The sequence below is a fragment of the Nocardia vulneris genome, assembly GCF_001613425.1.
Lineage (GTDB): Bacteria > Actinomycetota > Actinomycetes > Mycobacteriales > Mycobacteriaceae > Nocardia > Nocardia vulneris.
In genome coordinates this window covers 600,555-613,634 of sequence record NZ_BDCI01000002.1, presented here as the reverse complement: position 1 = coordinate 613,634, position 13,080 = coordinate 600,555, and the positions used below count along the sequence as shown (strand labels likewise).

Sequence of the window (13,080 nt, the reverse complement as noted above, 5' to 3'; positions counted from 1 at the left end):
GGCCGCAGCGTTCGGCCGACTTCCGCAGGCTGCGCAGCGGTGACCCAGGGAGACCTAAGGTGACCTAAGGCGACCTACGGAAAAGATACTTCTAAAAACTATAGCTAGTTTAGCTCAGATACAGCTATGGCCAGGCGAGAAACGGGTAGGCGGCCTGTGCGGTCATGGCGCTCGGCCGCCCTCGATCGGGTTACTCCGCGTTGGCTTTCAGCACGTCCAGCTGCATTTTCCAGCCACCGCGGTTGTCGTCGACCCGCTTCGCCTGCTCTTCCTCGGGCAGGTCCAGGGCGGCGAAGCCGCTCTCGATCACGCGTACGCGCGTGCCTCCGTCGTGTTCGGCGAGCCGGAACTCCACCAGCGTGGCGGTGCCCTCGCCCGGCGTCGCGCCGGGGAAGGCGGAGGCCCACCGGTAGGACGCGTAGGATTCCTGCGGCGCCACCGTCTCTACCCGGACGGGAAACCGGCCGTACTTCGGATCCTCGATCACCTCGAAATCGCCGTCCCGCGAACGACTCTGACCCGATCTGTCGCCGTCGCCCACCCACCAGCCGGGCTCGGTCACCAGCTCCCACACCCGCGCGACGGGTGCGTTGATGTCCACCTCGTGCTCGATCTTGTCGGTGGTGATCATCGGGAATCTCCTCTTCGGTCGGCATGACTGTTCGTGGCGAGCTGCTCACTATGGCGAAGAAGTGCAACCCCACGGTAGCGCGTTTCGCCGTCCTGCCGAGCGGGAATCGGATGTCGACGCCAGGTCTGGCCCAAAACCCTGGCGTCGGAAGGTTTCTGCGCTGCCGCCGGTGCCGCGGCGGCCCGACCGCGAGACGGTGGTACGCAGCCGCGTGCTGTCGATGGCGACGGCAACTGCACGGGGGCCGGTGTCATGATGGGCCGGCGACCCCGTGCAGGTCCCGGATCTCGTGGTCGGGTGCGATCCTGTTACAGACGCCCCGCCAATTGAGTTCCCGCGGCTTCGAGGTTGTCGCTGCCGAAGAAGTCACGAAGCGCCGCATCGTGTTCGTCGGTCGTGATATACCCGTCGCCGTTGCCGTCGAGCATCTGAAACATCTTCAATGCGTCGATCTGATTGACCCCCGAGATGGACTGCAGGGTCATCCATTCGCTCAACGACACCGCGCCGTCACCGTCGACATCGCCGAGTTCGAAGGTGAGCTGCGCCAAGGGAATTGCGACCTCGTCGACGAAGCGGGGGTCTTCGTGCGCGGCGATCCATTCCTCCCTGCTGATTTCCTTGTCGCCGTTGGCATCGGCATGGCCCTGCAGGTCCTGCCATAGTCGATTGGCGCGTTTGATGGTGATCCGCCATTTGTCGGAACCGGGGGGAATTTTGAATGCGTCGCACCATTTGTTGATCAACGCGTCGATGTCCGACTGATCGATCTTGCCGTCATTGTCTGCGTCGTACCGCTCGAAGTGCTTCGCGAATTTCTGGTGCCGGGCTTGCGTGACCATGGGACTCCCTATCTCATTCGGTCTTCAGTCTGCGGACCTCTACTACCCCTACTTTACTGCCGGTGGGGCGGCTCTTCAAGAGGTAATTATATTTTAGTGAAGTTACTTGAAGGTCGCCATGGAAGTGAAGCAAGAGTGTTTCCGAGTCTCGATATCGGTGAAAAGAGGTGGTCAGCGCGGTGTGCAGAGTATTGCTGCGCGATGCGCGGCGCGGCACCACGCCGGGGCCGGCGCGCGCTGGAACCCCCGCATCGAAAGCTGCTCTGCGAGTCGTGCATCGATGCGAGACAGCCGTTATCGCGCGGGGGTCGAATTGTGCTGAATGTTTGCGAGAGTCTGCCTACCAGCGTGCGAGCATGAAAACGATCGACATTATCGCTGTGACAACTCCGACCGTCATTTTCGCGAATACCTCGACGAAGAACGCCTGCGTCGCTTCGCCGATGAGATGTCGCGACGGCAGACCGACGTCCGCGGAACGCTCCATGGCCAGCGAGCGGATGGTTTCGATGCGCCAGCCCAACGTCGACAATGCCACCGACGACACGAATGCCGCGAGCGCACACAGCAACAGGGACAACTGATTCGGCGGAGCGGGCACCGCGCCGTAGGCCTCGGTGAACGTATTCGCCGCCAGCGAAAGTACTACTGCGCTGGCCAGGTAGTAGGCGCCGGGATGTACCTGGCCGAGACTGGCACTGATCCTACGAATCACCGAGTACCCTCGCCGATTCCGCCTCGAACAATTCCACCTCGTGTGCCAGCTCGCTCAGGGCGACGACGTCGCACCTGGCTTTCGCCGCCGCCTCCAGCTCGATCAGTTTCTCGGCCCGCCGGGTCAGCGCGGTGCGGCTGTTCACCGTGGGGTCGCGGCGCTTGGCGCCGCTGCGTAGTTGCTCCGCGAGTTGCTGGAGCCCGGCGATGCGCCGGCGCAGCTCGGTCTGCGCCGCGAGCGATATCGATGCGACCTCGTTGCGCGCCGTTTCCCGCCGCCGCCGATCCGAGCCCACGAGCAGATCACTCACCGTGTCGATGAGATCCGTTGTGCCGTAACCCTCCCGGTCGACATCGCCCTTGATCACGATATCGCCGACACCGTACCGGAGCAGGATGTTCTTGCTGATCGCACCTTTCAGACGCGAGCCGGTCACCACCGCGCGCGGCAGATCGGGTCGGTTCCGCAGGATGTACGACAGGACCTCATAACCCGAATAATCGTCCTCGTCGGTGAGATTGAGGTCGATCAATGCGCAATCCACGTCGGGGCGCTGGAGTTCGTCGATCGCCGCATCGACTCTGGTTACATGCCGGACCTCGTGCCCGCGCAGCACCCGCTGTACCGCCCGGGCGAATTTGAGATTGTCCTCGAGTAACAACACGATCGCCATCTACGACCTCCTGCAGGTTGGCAGCACTATCAGAAAAGTGGCGCCGGGTGCACGGTCGATATCGACCGTGATCTTGCCGCCCAGGTCTGTCACGATTTCTCTGGCCCGCGCCAAGCCGAGCCCGCGACCTTCGCCCTTTCGCGAGAATCCCAATTGGAAGATTCCTTCGACGTCCTCGGCTTTGATGCCCGGGCCCTCATCCGACACCACGATGGAGACGGACCTGCCGGTCACCGTCCCGCTCACGAACACCCGTCCTCTGGTGTGCATGGCTTCGATCGCGTTGTAGAGCAGGTTCTCGAACAAGGCGGTGACATCGCCTTTGACACCACGAACGAGAACGCCGGCGAGGCCATCGATATCGAGTTCGATGGTGCTGTCCGGAAATTCCAGGCCGAGTCGATTGCGCAGTGCGGTCAATACGCCGCGCACACTGATTTGCGCCACCTTCTGCGCACGATGCAGTTCTGCGGGCGCGCGGGCCAGCTCGGTGCAACCCTCGGTGATATCGTCGATCCACTGCGCGAGTTCGCCGTCTATCTCCACCCCGCGCAGATGGAGTTCCTCGCGTATCGCATGGACATTGCGCAGGATCGGGTCCACCGCTTTGCGTATGCGATGGGCGAAGTCACCGTTGAGTCGTAGTCTGGTCGCCTCGGCGCGCGATTCGGCGGCCTCTTCCCGCCGCCTGCGGATCTCGGCGGCCAGGCGCGCGCTCGCCAGCACGGTCGACGACAAGACCGGCAGCGCGTCACGTTCCAGCTGGGTGAAAGCATGGGGGGCGGCCACGCGGAGCACGTGCAGTCCGAGGAACTCGCCTTCGGCGTGCAGCGGAATCAAACCGACCGTGTCCAACGGCCCCTGGTAGGTGTCGAAGAGTTGCTTGAGCAGCCGGTGCGGGCGGGACTTCGAGTCGTGCAGAATGGATTTGGTGTTCGACGCGAACCAGTCGAGCGCGCGGCCGATGTCCAAGCCGGCCGGCATGACCCAGCCGCCGCTACGGAACACTTCGCTGAATTGCCCGCCCTCGTCGGCGTGCCAGACACTCGATTCGGCCGGCACATTGAGCGCCTGCCGCAGCAGCTCCATGCCCAGGGCGAGGGCGGCGCGCTCGTCCTCGCCGGTTCCGGACAGTGTCATCGCGCCCACGAGCCGCCGCAGCTGCTCCGAAAGGTCCTCGCGCGCAGCGCTTTCGCTGATGTGGACGGCCTCTGCGCGGGTTTTGGTGAGTCGCGCCGCATCCTCGAGGGAGATATCGGTGACGTCGATACCCGCCTCGGCGAGCAGATGTGCGTTGGTTGCCCTGTCGAACAGCGGAAATCGAATCGTCAGCAGCAAGCGCTCCGAGCCGGAGTGCATCACATCGTCGACCAGGCTCCGGATCTCGACGCCGGATCGCACTATCTCTTTGTGCTCGGCGATCGCCCGGTCATGCTCGAGCCGATTGATCAACAGGTCGATATAGCTCTCGCCGAGGATCTCCGCACTCGAGTACCCGTACAGCCTTTCGGCGCCACGGGTCCACAGTCTCACCGCATAGTTGGCTTCCGGACCCGCTGCCGCCCACAGGGATACGGCGGTGCCTGCGGCAATCGTGGTGAGCAGTTGGGCGTCGTACTCGTCCACTTCCGCGCTCCCTTCACATCCACTTTTCGATGGCGCCCATGAGGGTGAGGATCATCGCGGGCATCTCCTGGTCGGAGTGCCCGTTCATGCCGTCGAGGGCGGGGTCCAGCCGCGGCGTGGTCAGGTCGATCGCGAAACCGTGCGCGGGCAGCATGGCGGCAGCCCGCACGCGGCGACCGCACAGTTCCCGGGACGCGGGCACCTGGAAGAGCAGCGGGATGATCGGGGCGTCGGCCAGTGCGACGAGTTCGGCTTTGCGCCAGGCGGCCTCGGCCGTCACGCGGTCCTCCGCCGCGGCGAGTGCCCGTTCGATCAGGGCGTCCACTTCGGGATTGCGATAGCGGCCGAGGTTGGCGGGGGAGTCGGAGTGCAGCAACGGCTGGAGGAAGACGCGGCCGTTGTCGTGCATCCAGGTGGGTGCCCACGAGGCGAGGGCGATATCCCATTCGCCGGCCGCCGCCCGGGCCGGGTCCGCCAGCAGATCCAGATATTCAGGAACGGTGAATTCGACCGGCACGACGGTGATTCCGGCTTCGGCCAGGTCGGCGGCGTAGCGCTGGGCGACCAGGCGAGCGTGCTCGGTGCCCGGATGGACCGCGGTGAGCGTCAGCTCGTCCGGATGACCTGCGGCGGCCAGCATCGCCGCGCACGTGGCCGGGTCGCCGCGATGATCCGGCGTCGCATAGGGATCGAGGTCCTGGTGACCGTCGTTGTGCGGCGGGACGATCGAGCCCGCGATCCGGATGATCGTGTTGCGGCCCAGGGTGGCGACGCCGGCCGCGATGGCGGCCTTGTCGATCGCCAGGGATATCGCCTGGCGCACCTGTACTTTCCGCAACGCCCCCGCGGCATGGGGGCTGCGGGTGTTGAACACCAGGTAGGGGTCCAGGGCGAAACCGAGATCATGGTCGGCGGGCATCGCGGGATCCGCGAGGCGCAGGCCCCACGCCAGATCCGCTTCGTCCGAGCGGATTCGGTGTGCGACGTCGGCGGCGGTGACCTGTTCGGCGATGACCTCGACGGCTTCGACATGCCGGTGCCGGACGGGATCGGACTTCGCGCGCCACACCGGGTTCCGGCTCAAATGTAGTTCTCGGCCGGGGGTGAAATCGATCGGCCGGTACGGACCGGTGGATCGGATATTGCGGCTCAGCTCCACGCTGCCCGGCACGAACGAGTCGTATTCGACCGGCGCGGGGGAGGTGCAGGGCAGCGTCAGCATATCGATGAAATCCAACGCGGGCCTGCGCAATTCGAACACGATCGTGGTGTCGTCGAGCACCAGCAGGCCCGGAATGTCATGGGCCCGCTGATACTCGGCCAGTTCGTGCGCGGTGGGGTCGGCACCGGCGAACGCGGCGGCGTAGTCGTCGCAGAACTGCGCCATGCCTCTGATGGTGTCGGTGAAGTAGGACAGCAACGCGCTGCGGCGCAGCGGGTTACCCATTCGCTTGAAGCCCCGGACCACGTCGGACGTGGTGACCGGGCGCTCGGGGTCGCTGTCCCAGCAGACGTCCGGGCGCAGATGGACCACGTAGCTCGTGTGGCTCGCGCCCATTCCGGCGTTGTACATGGAGGGAATCTCGGCGGCCAGATCCGGTGTCGGCGCCACGGCCTGCCAATTCCGCAGATCGGCCTGCGTCCGATAGGTGAACAGCTGCCGGGCGAAGAGCCGGACCACCTGGTCGATCGGGAATCTCGGGCAGCACACCGGATCCAACTGGTCGAGCACGCCGGGACCGTACAGCCGCAGGGCCGCAGGCTCGGTCATGACATCTCCTCGGCAAGCCTGGCCATGATGTCGACGGCCTGATCGATCTCGTCGTAGTCGTTGAAGATGTGTGTCGTGATCCGCGACGCGTAATGCTGGTGTGGTGATCCGGCCACGTCGAACTCGGTCCACCTGGTGAAGAGCCGGTGCTCCCGCTGCAGCCGCATGGTGAATTCGTGGATCTTTTTCACATTCCACGCGTCTTCCGGCCGGCGGAAGGGATGGAAGGCGATCAACGGTGACTGCAACTGGGGGTCCGCGCCGGGCGAGTACATCGCCTCGCGCCCGAAACGCTGAGCGACGCGATCGCGCGCATAATCCGCCAGCCGCATGATCCTTCGTTCGATCCGGCTCCGGCCGATCTCGTCCCACATCTGGCAGGCCGTGGCGAGCGCGGCCCCGCGGGCGATGCTGGCACTACCCGCGCTCTGCAGATAGTCGGCCATGTTGTCGCTCTCGATCGAGGTCCGCGTCCGGGGCGGCGGGCTGCCCTTCATCGGATACCAGGTGGAGATGATCGGCCAGAAGGTGGGCAGCGGCAGCGGATTGTGTTCGGGATGAATCTTGTTGCGCACGTAGAGCAATCCGGTGCCCAGCGGGCCGCACTGGAACTTGGAGCCGGAGCAGGAGATGAAATCCGCACCGATGGCCCGCATGTCGATATCGAGCATGCCGGGTAGCAGCGCGCCGTCGATCACCGTGATCAGTCCGTGCCGGTGCGCGAGCTCGCACAGGGCGCGCATCGGCAGTTTGGTGCCGGTGAACAGCGTGATCCCCGCGAAGGCAAGCACTTTCGTGCGCGGGGTGATCGCCGCCTCGAACAGTTCGACGATCTGTTCGGCGCGCACGTCGAATCCGGTGGGCAGGGTGATCGTCTTCAGCGTGACGCCGAAACGGTTGCGCAGCAGGTTGAAATTCGACAGCACGGAGTAGCACTCGTGCGTGGTGGTGACGACCTCGTCGCCGGCGTGCAGATCCAAGCCGTGGATGACCCGCGCGACGCCTTCGGTCGCGTTGTGGGTGATCACCATCTCGTCCTGATCGACCCCGTAGGACTTGGCGATCACCGCCCGGTGGTCCTGGTACATCCCCGGCGGATAGACATCGCCGAGTCCGCCGGCCCAGTGTCTGGTCACCCGGTCGACGGTGTCGAGCACGGCGTGCGGCATCGCGCCGACGGTGCCGGTGTTGAGATGGATGGCGCCCGGATCCAGTGCGAACAACCTGCGTATCTCGGGCCAGGTCGCGGTGCGCAGGCTGCGCGGCGGTTCGGCGGTGATCGTCGCCGCTCGATGCTGCAGGGTGGGATCCACGGCGCCGTTCATGGGGGACCTCTTCCACGATGGGCTCGGCCGGATGAGCCGTTCAACTCCGTCGCCTGTGCGCCCGGTCGGCCAGCCATCGCCGCCGTGCGTCCGCGACATTCCAACTAGCTATATGTTACATAAGTTTTCTGCAGATTCTGCGGCTCTGCCCCTTTCGGTTCTGCCGTCGGGCATCCTCGTGGCGGCTGCCGCAGGGGTTCTGCGGTGTTCGGTCCGATTGGGCTATTCGTTCCGCCTCGGCAGTTGGCTTCAAAAAGCTATGGTGTATCTGGCGGCCGGTTCCGGCCCCGAGTCGGCCTCGTGGCACGCCGTGCGAAGCGGATGCCGCTGCTATCCAGGGGGTTTCGGATGGTCACGCCGCACCGGACGGAGCCGAGCGGCGGCGCGGTGCCCGGCGACGGGCAGTCCGCGGCGGCCTTGCTCGCGGCGCTGCCGAAGGTGGAATTGCATGTGCACCTGCTGGGTTCGGCGACGGTGGAGACGGTGGCCGAATTGGCCGCGGGCCGACCGGATGTCGGGGTGCCGGCCGAGCCCGCCGAATTGCGCCGGTATTACCGATTCACCGATTTCGCGCATTTCATCGAGGTGTACACCGCGGTCAACAGGTTGGTCACCAGCGGTGCCGCGGTGGTGGCGCTGGTGACCGGTCTCGGCGACCAGCTCGCGCTGGACAATGTGCGCTATGCCGAGGTGACCGTGACGCCACTGTCGCATCTGCGCAGGGGCATCGCCGCGGTCGAACTCGCCGAGGCGCTGGCGACCGGACGCCGGCTAGTGGCCGAACGCCATGGCATCCACCTGAATTGGATCTTCGACGCGTCGGCCGATGACGGTATCGCCGGTGCCTTCGCCACCCTGGACTGGATACTGCACCACCAGCCCGAGGGTACGGTGGGGTTCGGGCTGGGCGGTCCGGAACTCGGTGCACCGCGCCGGCTGTTCCGCGCCGCGTTCGAAAAGGCAAGGGCCAGTGGGCTGCACGCGGTGCCGCATGCAGGAGAAGTCGCCGACGCCGGTGAAATCTGGTCTGCCGCGCGGGATCTGGGCGCGGAGCGGATCGGGCACGGCATCCGGGCTGTGACCGACCGTGAGCTGCTCGATTATCTGGCGGAACGGAATATCACCCTCGAGGTCTGCCCGTCGTCGAATGTCCGCACCGGTGCGGTGCCGACATTCGACGAGCATCCACTGCCCGCGCTACTCGCCGCGGGTGTCCCGGTCACGCTCGGCGCCGACGATCCGGGGATGTTCGGTACGTCGTTGAACCGCGAATACCAGCTGTGCCACGACCGGCTGGGCATGTCGGTCGCCGCACTCGTCGACCTGGTGGCGACCGGGATCGATGCGGCCTTCTGTCCGCCCGGCGTGGCCGCGGAAATTCGTCGTGATCTCGCGCAGGCGCGGGCGCGGCTCGAACAACGGTAGAGAACAGGGAGATGAGATATGCGAGCAGGATTCGCGCTCACGCTGCGGGCAATGCGCGTCACCGGCACCGTTGTCGCGGTGGCCGTCCCGGCGATACCGGGTGGTGTGGTCCGCCGGTTGCGCTACGGCCCCGAGTCCGGTCGGCGGCACGTCTATCGGCGGCTCGTCGCGCTGTTGATGTTGCTCGGTCCGACCTTCGTCAAAGCGGGTCAGGTGCTCGGCACTCGCCGCGATCTGTTGCCGCCGGCGCTGTGTGACGAGCTGTCGCTGCTGCAGGATTCCGTTGCGCCACTGGACGCCGCGCACACCGCGGTGGCACTGACCGAGGCCTACGGCGCGGAGGTGGACGACGTTTTCGCCTCGCTCGATACCCGGCCGGTCGCCTCCGGCAGCGTGGCCTCGGTGTATCGGGCGCGGTTGCGCTCCGGCCAGGATGTCGCGGTCAAACTGCGCAGGCCCGGTATCGAGCAGACCATGTCCGCCGATCTCGCGCTGATCCGCGGCGGTGCAGCCTTCGTCGCTCGACTACCGATTTTTCGCGGCGTTCCGGTGACGGAGGTCGTCGCGAATATGGCGGACGCCATCCTGGGTCAGCTCGACTTCGAGCGCGAGGCCGACAATCTGCGGCGGTTGCGCAAGAACCTCTCCGAGGTGCCGCGGGTCTGGGTGCCGAAGGTCTACCCCGAGGCCTGCCGTCCCCGATGCATCGTGATGGAGTTCATCCCGGGCTTGGCGGTGGACACGGCCGAGCACTGTTCCCCGGCGGCCCGCCGGCGCTTCGCGGCTTCGGGCATGGCCGCGATGTACCAGATGCTCTTCGTCGACGGATTCGTGCACTGCGACATGCATCCCGGCAATCTCTACTTCACCCGCAGCGCCCAGGTGGTGGTGCTCGACGCGGGCTTCAGCGTCCAGCTCACCGATCGCCTGCGGCGCCTGTTCGCCGAATTCTTCATGAACATGGCGATCGGACGCGGGCGGCATGCCGCGGAGATCGTGATCCAGAGTGCCGCCCACATCGCCGCGGACGCCGATCTCGAGGGGTTCACGGTGCGGATGGCCGACCTGGTCGAACGCAGCCACGGTCAGGCGGCCAGCGAATTCAGCCTGATCGCCTTCGCCATGGAAATGTTCGACCTGCAGCGCCGCTTCGGCATCAACGCCGCGTCCGAGCTGGTCTTCCCGCTGCTGTCGTTGCTGGTGATCGAGGGGACCATCCGGGACCTCGATCCGGACATGGATTTCCAGGAGGCGGCCAAGCCGCAGCTCATGCGCGGCCTGTTCGGTACCGAAGGCGGCCGTTCTATGCTCGATTGAGCACGGCGTCGAGTTCGACGGCGCGCAGCGCGCGGGCGGGGAAGTCGCAATACCAGAGATGACTACCGTCCCAGGTCATTCCGGTCGGATGGCCGGGGACGCGGAACGAACCGATCTGCGCGCCGGTGCGCGCGTCGAGCGCGCGCACCAGCGCATCGCCGAAGTCGCCGTGCAGCACCATGCCGTCGACATAGGTGAGACCCGAAGGGGATTCGCCACCGGTCGGGTATTCGCGTTCGATCTCCATGGTCGCGTAGTTCCGCAGCTGCACGACGGTCGGCCCGCGCAAGCACAGCCACAGTCCCTCGGGGCCGAACTCGATTCCGGTCAGCCTGCCACTGGACGGGAGTACCGCCTTCTCGCCGACGGATTCCCCGGTGTCCGGATCGAGGAGCACGAGCCGCTTGGGGTGCCCGCCGACCTGGAGCAGCCGGGCGCCGTCGTAGGCGAGGTCCGCTCGGACCCGGGCGCAGGCCCACGTTCGAAGGACCGTGCCGTCGGACGGGTCGAGGGCATAGATCGCTTTCGCGTTCTGGTCGGAATGCCACAGCATCGAGCCGTCCCAGGTGAGCCCGCACAGATAGCCGGTGGGCGCATGCAGTGTCTTGGCGACGGGTATGGATTCGGAGTAGGTCATCTCGGTCTCTCCTGACCTGGCGTCGATCTCACTTCAAGAATATATTGTGAATCAGGGGTGATGTTGATGGCAGCGGAACTGGCCGATCTTGCGCAGGCGTACGTCGATCATCACCTGCCCGCTGACGGGTGCGCGCTCGCTGCCTCGGCGGCGTGCACGCTCGACTGGGACGAGGACTACTGCCGCCGGGTGGCCGCGTATTTCGATCAGGCGCCGCGGCTGGCCTACGACCCGCCGCTGGCCCGGCGCTACGACCGGTTCAAGCGGGAGAACCTGCAGCAGTACGCGGTGGTCGTCGATGCGGGCGTCGCGGTGCGGCCCTGGCTGGCGCCCGGGCAGCCCTACCGGAGTTCGGCCGAGCTGCGGGCGTCCGTGCGCACGCGCGGTGAGCTGTACGTTTATCTGACGAGTGCCGGGCACGGGTCCGGTCCGGACGAGGAGTTCCACCCACTGCTGGAACCTTCCGGCATCGTGGTCGAGGGCGTGGAGCTCTGCCACAACGACGTGTTCCGGGTCGTGCACGACGTCTTCGGGCATGTGCTGTCCGGGCACGGGTTCTCGGCGCGCGGTGAGTTCGGGGCGGCCTTCTGTCATATGGGGATGTACCCCCCGAGTGTGCATCCGGTGTTGTTCACCGAGCAGGTCGCCCAGATCTGCTGGTACTTCTTCGGTCCCTACGCGGACGAGCGCCGGTACCCGCCGCAGAAGGTGTTCCAGTTCCCGCGCCGCTATCTGACCGAGTTCCGGAAACTGTTCCAGCTCTAGGCAAAGTAACTTCATTTAGATATGGTTATCTAATGACTGATCTGGTGAGTAATGGGAAGATCAGCTCTTCGACTCTGGGGGAGTCCGTCCGGCGCGACTTTCCCATCCTGGAGCGGCGTTTCGGCCCGAATCCGTTGGTGTACCTGGACAATGCGGCGACGACGCAGAAACCGCGCGCCGTGCTCGACGCGCTCGTGGACTATTACTCCGGTGTCAACAGCAATATCGGCAGGGGCTACTACCAGCTCAGCATGGCGGCCACCGATGCCTATGAAGCGGCACGCGAGACCATTCGGCAGGCGATCAACGCCGAGCACGCCGACGAAGTAGTTTTCACCCCCGGCACGACCGCGGCCGTCAACCTGCTGGCCGATACCTTCGGCCGGTCCACCGTGACCGCCGGCGACCAAATCGTCGTCACCGGAATGGAACACAACTCCAACATGTTGCCGTGGCGCAGGCTGTGCGAGACGACCGGCGCCGAGCTGGTGGTCGTTCCGGTCGGCGCCGGGGGGCGGGTGGCGCTCGACCGGTTCGCCGCAGCGCTCGGGCCTCGGGTCAAGTTGGCCGCGGTCGCGCAGGTGTCCAATGTGCTCGGCACGGTCAACCCGGTCCGGGACATGATCGGCGCGGCGCATCGGCACGGCATTCCGGTGCTCGTCGACGGTGCCCAGGAGGTGCCGCACCGGCCGGTGGACGTGCGCGCCCTCGGCGCCGATTTCTATTGCTTCTCCGGGCACAAGATCTACGGTCCGATGGGTATCGGTGTGCTGTACGGCAAGCGCGAGCTGTTGTCGCGACTGGCGCCGTATCAGGTGGGCGGTGGCACCGTGAAGGGCGTGACCTTCGACGAGCCGGTCGCCTATGTTCCGGTGCCGGCCCGGCTCGAAGCGGGCACGCCGCACATCGCGGGCGCGATCGGACTGGCCGCGGCGTTCGCCTACGTCGAGCGCTTGGGCTGGGACGACGTTCAGCGCCACGACGACCTGCTGGTGCGCACCGCCGTCGATGCGCTGGAAAGTGTTGCGCGCGTGCGTATTCTGGGCGACCCGGCAGCCCGGCCGAGCGGGATCGTGTCGTTCGTCGTCGACGGCATCCACCCTTACGATGTCGGCGGCCACCTGGATGCGCATGGCGTGGCGGTGCGCAGCGGCGTGCACTGCGCCAACGTATTCCTCGACAGCTTCGGCGAAGTCGGCACGGTTCGCCTGTCGTTCGCGGTCTACAACACCGAAGCCGAAATAGATCTGGTGCGGCGCGCACTGACGACCGTGCGGCCCGGTTTCTGGACCGAAGAGCATCCCACCGAACGGTTCCTGGCGATCGATCCGTCCACCCCGCACCAGAACTGAC

At 65.8% G+C, this 13,080-nt stretch carries 12 protein-coding genes; 4 read left to right on the top strand and 8 right to left on the bottom strand.

Features of this window, described 5'->3' with window-relative positions; all coding sequences use genetic code 11:
• Positions 1 to 190 precede the first annotated feature (190 nt).
• The 7 genes from NVU01S_RS04370 to NVU01S_RS04340 form a co-directional block, all read right to left on the bottom strand.
• Positions 191 to 631 carry an SRPBCC domain-containing protein gene (locus NVU01S_RS04370; RefSeq protein ID WP_043665103.1) on the bottom strand — a complete coding sequence of 147 codons (441 nt, stop codon included), beginning with the start codon at positions 629 to 631 and terminating at the stop codon, positions 191 to 193.
• A gap of 308 nt (positions 632 to 939) precedes the next feature.
• Positions 940 to 1,473 (bottom strand): EF-hand domain-containing protein, encoded by a 534-nt coding sequence (locus NVU01S_RS04365; RefSeq protein ID WP_014985450.1) that lies wholly within the window; start codon positions 1,471 to 1,473, stop codon positions 940 to 942.
• Between the two features lie 340 nt (positions 1,474 to 1,813).
• Entirely contained in the window at positions 1,814 to 2,188 is a 375-nt protein-coding gene (locus tag NVU01S_RS04360) for a hypothetical protein (protein WP_043665099.1), read from the bottom strand.
• Positions 2,178 to 2,861 (bottom strand): response regulator, encoded by a 684-nt coding sequence (locus NVU01S_RS04355; protein WP_014985448.1) that lies wholly within the window; start codon positions 2,859 to 2,861, stop codon positions 2,178 to 2,180. The genes NVU01S_RS04360 and NVU01S_RS04355 overlap by 11 nt, the downstream gene beginning before the upstream one ends.
• Positions 2,862 to 4,487: a sensor histidine kinase gene (locus NVU01S_RS04350; protein WP_043665096.1), complete on the bottom strand. Its 1,626-nt coding sequence runs from the start codon at positions 4,485 to 4,487 to the stop codon at positions 2,862 to 2,864.
• A gap of 13 nt (positions 4,488 to 4,500) precedes the next feature.
• Positions 4,501 to 6,258, bottom strand: coding sequence for an ABC transporter substrate-binding protein (locus tag NVU01S_RS04345; protein WP_052280224.1), 1,758 nt, complete (start codon positions 6,256 to 6,258; stop codon positions 4,501 to 4,503).
• Entirely contained in the window at positions 6,255 to 7,583 is a 1,329-nt protein-coding gene (locus NVU01S_RS04340) for an aminotransferase class V-fold PLP-dependent enzyme (protein WP_043665094.1), read from the bottom strand. The genes NVU01S_RS04345 and NVU01S_RS04340 overlap by 4 nt, the downstream gene beginning before the upstream one ends.
• Before the next feature lie 348 nt (positions 7,584 to 7,931).
• Between NVU01S_RS04340 and add the strand changes: the two genes are divergently transcribed.
• Both add and NVU01S_RS04330 read left to right on the top strand, forming a co-directional pair.
• Complete coding sequence (gene add, locus NVU01S_RS04335) at positions 7,932 to 9,008, top strand: adenosine deaminase (protein WP_082031855.1); 1,077 nt, start codon at positions 7,932 to 7,934, stop codon at positions 9,006 to 9,008.
• An 18-nt stretch (positions 9,009 to 9,026) separates the two neighbouring features.
• On the top strand, positions 9,027 to 10,325 hold the full coding sequence (locus tag NVU01S_RS04330) for an ABC1 kinase family protein (protein WP_043665092.1): 1,299 nt from the start codon (positions 9,027 to 9,029) through the stop codon (positions 10,323 to 10,325).
• On the opposite strand, the gene NVU01S_RS04325 is transcribed toward NVU01S_RS04330, so the two are convergent.
• On the bottom strand, positions 10,312 to 10,962 hold the full coding sequence (locus NVU01S_RS04325; RefSeq protein ID WP_043665090.1) for an NHL repeat-containing protein: 651 nt from the start codon (positions 10,960 to 10,962) through the stop codon (positions 10,312 to 10,314). The two genes, NVU01S_RS04330 and NVU01S_RS04325, sit on opposite strands and share 14 nt — an antisense overlap.
• Positions 10,963 to 11,028: 66 nt before the next feature.
• Here NVU01S_RS04325 and NVU01S_RS04320 point away from each other — a divergent pair, with 66 nt between their 5' ends.
• Together NVU01S_RS04320 and NVU01S_RS04315 are read left to right on the top strand one after the other, a co-directional pair.
• Positions 11,029 to 11,727 (top strand): crotonobetainyl-CoA--carnitine CoA-transferase, encoded by a 699-nt coding sequence (locus tag NVU01S_RS04320; RefSeq protein WP_244467121.1) that lies wholly within the window; start codon positions 11,029 to 11,031, stop codon positions 11,725 to 11,727.
• A 32-nt stretch (positions 11,728 to 11,759) separates the two neighbouring features.
• Complete coding sequence (locus NVU01S_RS04315; protein ID WP_043665086.1) at positions 11,760 to 13,079, top strand: aminotransferase class V-fold PLP-dependent enzyme; 1,320 nt, start codon at positions 11,760 to 11,762, stop codon at positions 13,077 to 13,079.
• Position 13,080: the final 1 nt, after the last annotated feature.

Coding starts and splice junctions, on each gene's coding strand:
- NVU01S_RS04325 (WP_043665090.1), bottom strand. CDS start 10,962: ATGACCTACTCCGAATCCATACCCGTCGCCAAGACACTGCATGCGCCC.
- NVU01S_RS04365 (WP_014985450.1), bottom strand. CDS start 1,473: ATGGTCACGCAAGCCCGGCACCAGAAATTCGCGAAGCACTTCGAGCGG.
- NVU01S_RS04370 (WP_043665103.1), bottom strand. CDS start 631: ATGATCACCACCGACAAGATCGAGCACGAGGTGGACATCAACGCACCC.
- add (WP_082031855.1), top strand. CDS start 7,932: ATGGTCACGCCGCACCGGACGGAGCCGAGCGGCGGCGCGGTGCCCGGC.
- NVU01S_RS04320 (WP_244467121.1), top strand. CDS start 11,029: ATGGCAGCGGAACTGGCCGATCTTGCGCAGGCGTACGTCGATCATCAC.
- NVU01S_RS04340 (WP_043665094.1), bottom strand. CDS start 7,583: ATGAACGGCGCCGTGGATCCCACCCTGCAGCATCGAGCGGCGACGATC.
- NVU01S_RS04330 (WP_043665092.1), top strand. CDS start 9,027: ATGCGAGCAGGATTCGCGCTCACGCTGCGGGCAATGCGCGTCACCGGC.
- NVU01S_RS04345 (WP_052280224.1), bottom strand. CDS start 6,258: ATGACCGAGCCTGCGGCCCTGCGGCTGTACGGTCCCGGCGTGCTCGAC.
- NVU01S_RS04355 (WP_014985448.1), bottom strand. CDS start 2,861: ATGGCGATCGTGTTGTTACTCGAGGACAATCTCAAATTCGCCCGGGCG.
- NVU01S_RS04315 (WP_043665086.1), top strand. CDS start 11,760: ATGACTGATCTGGTGAGTAATGGGAAGATCAGCTCTTCGACTCTGGGG.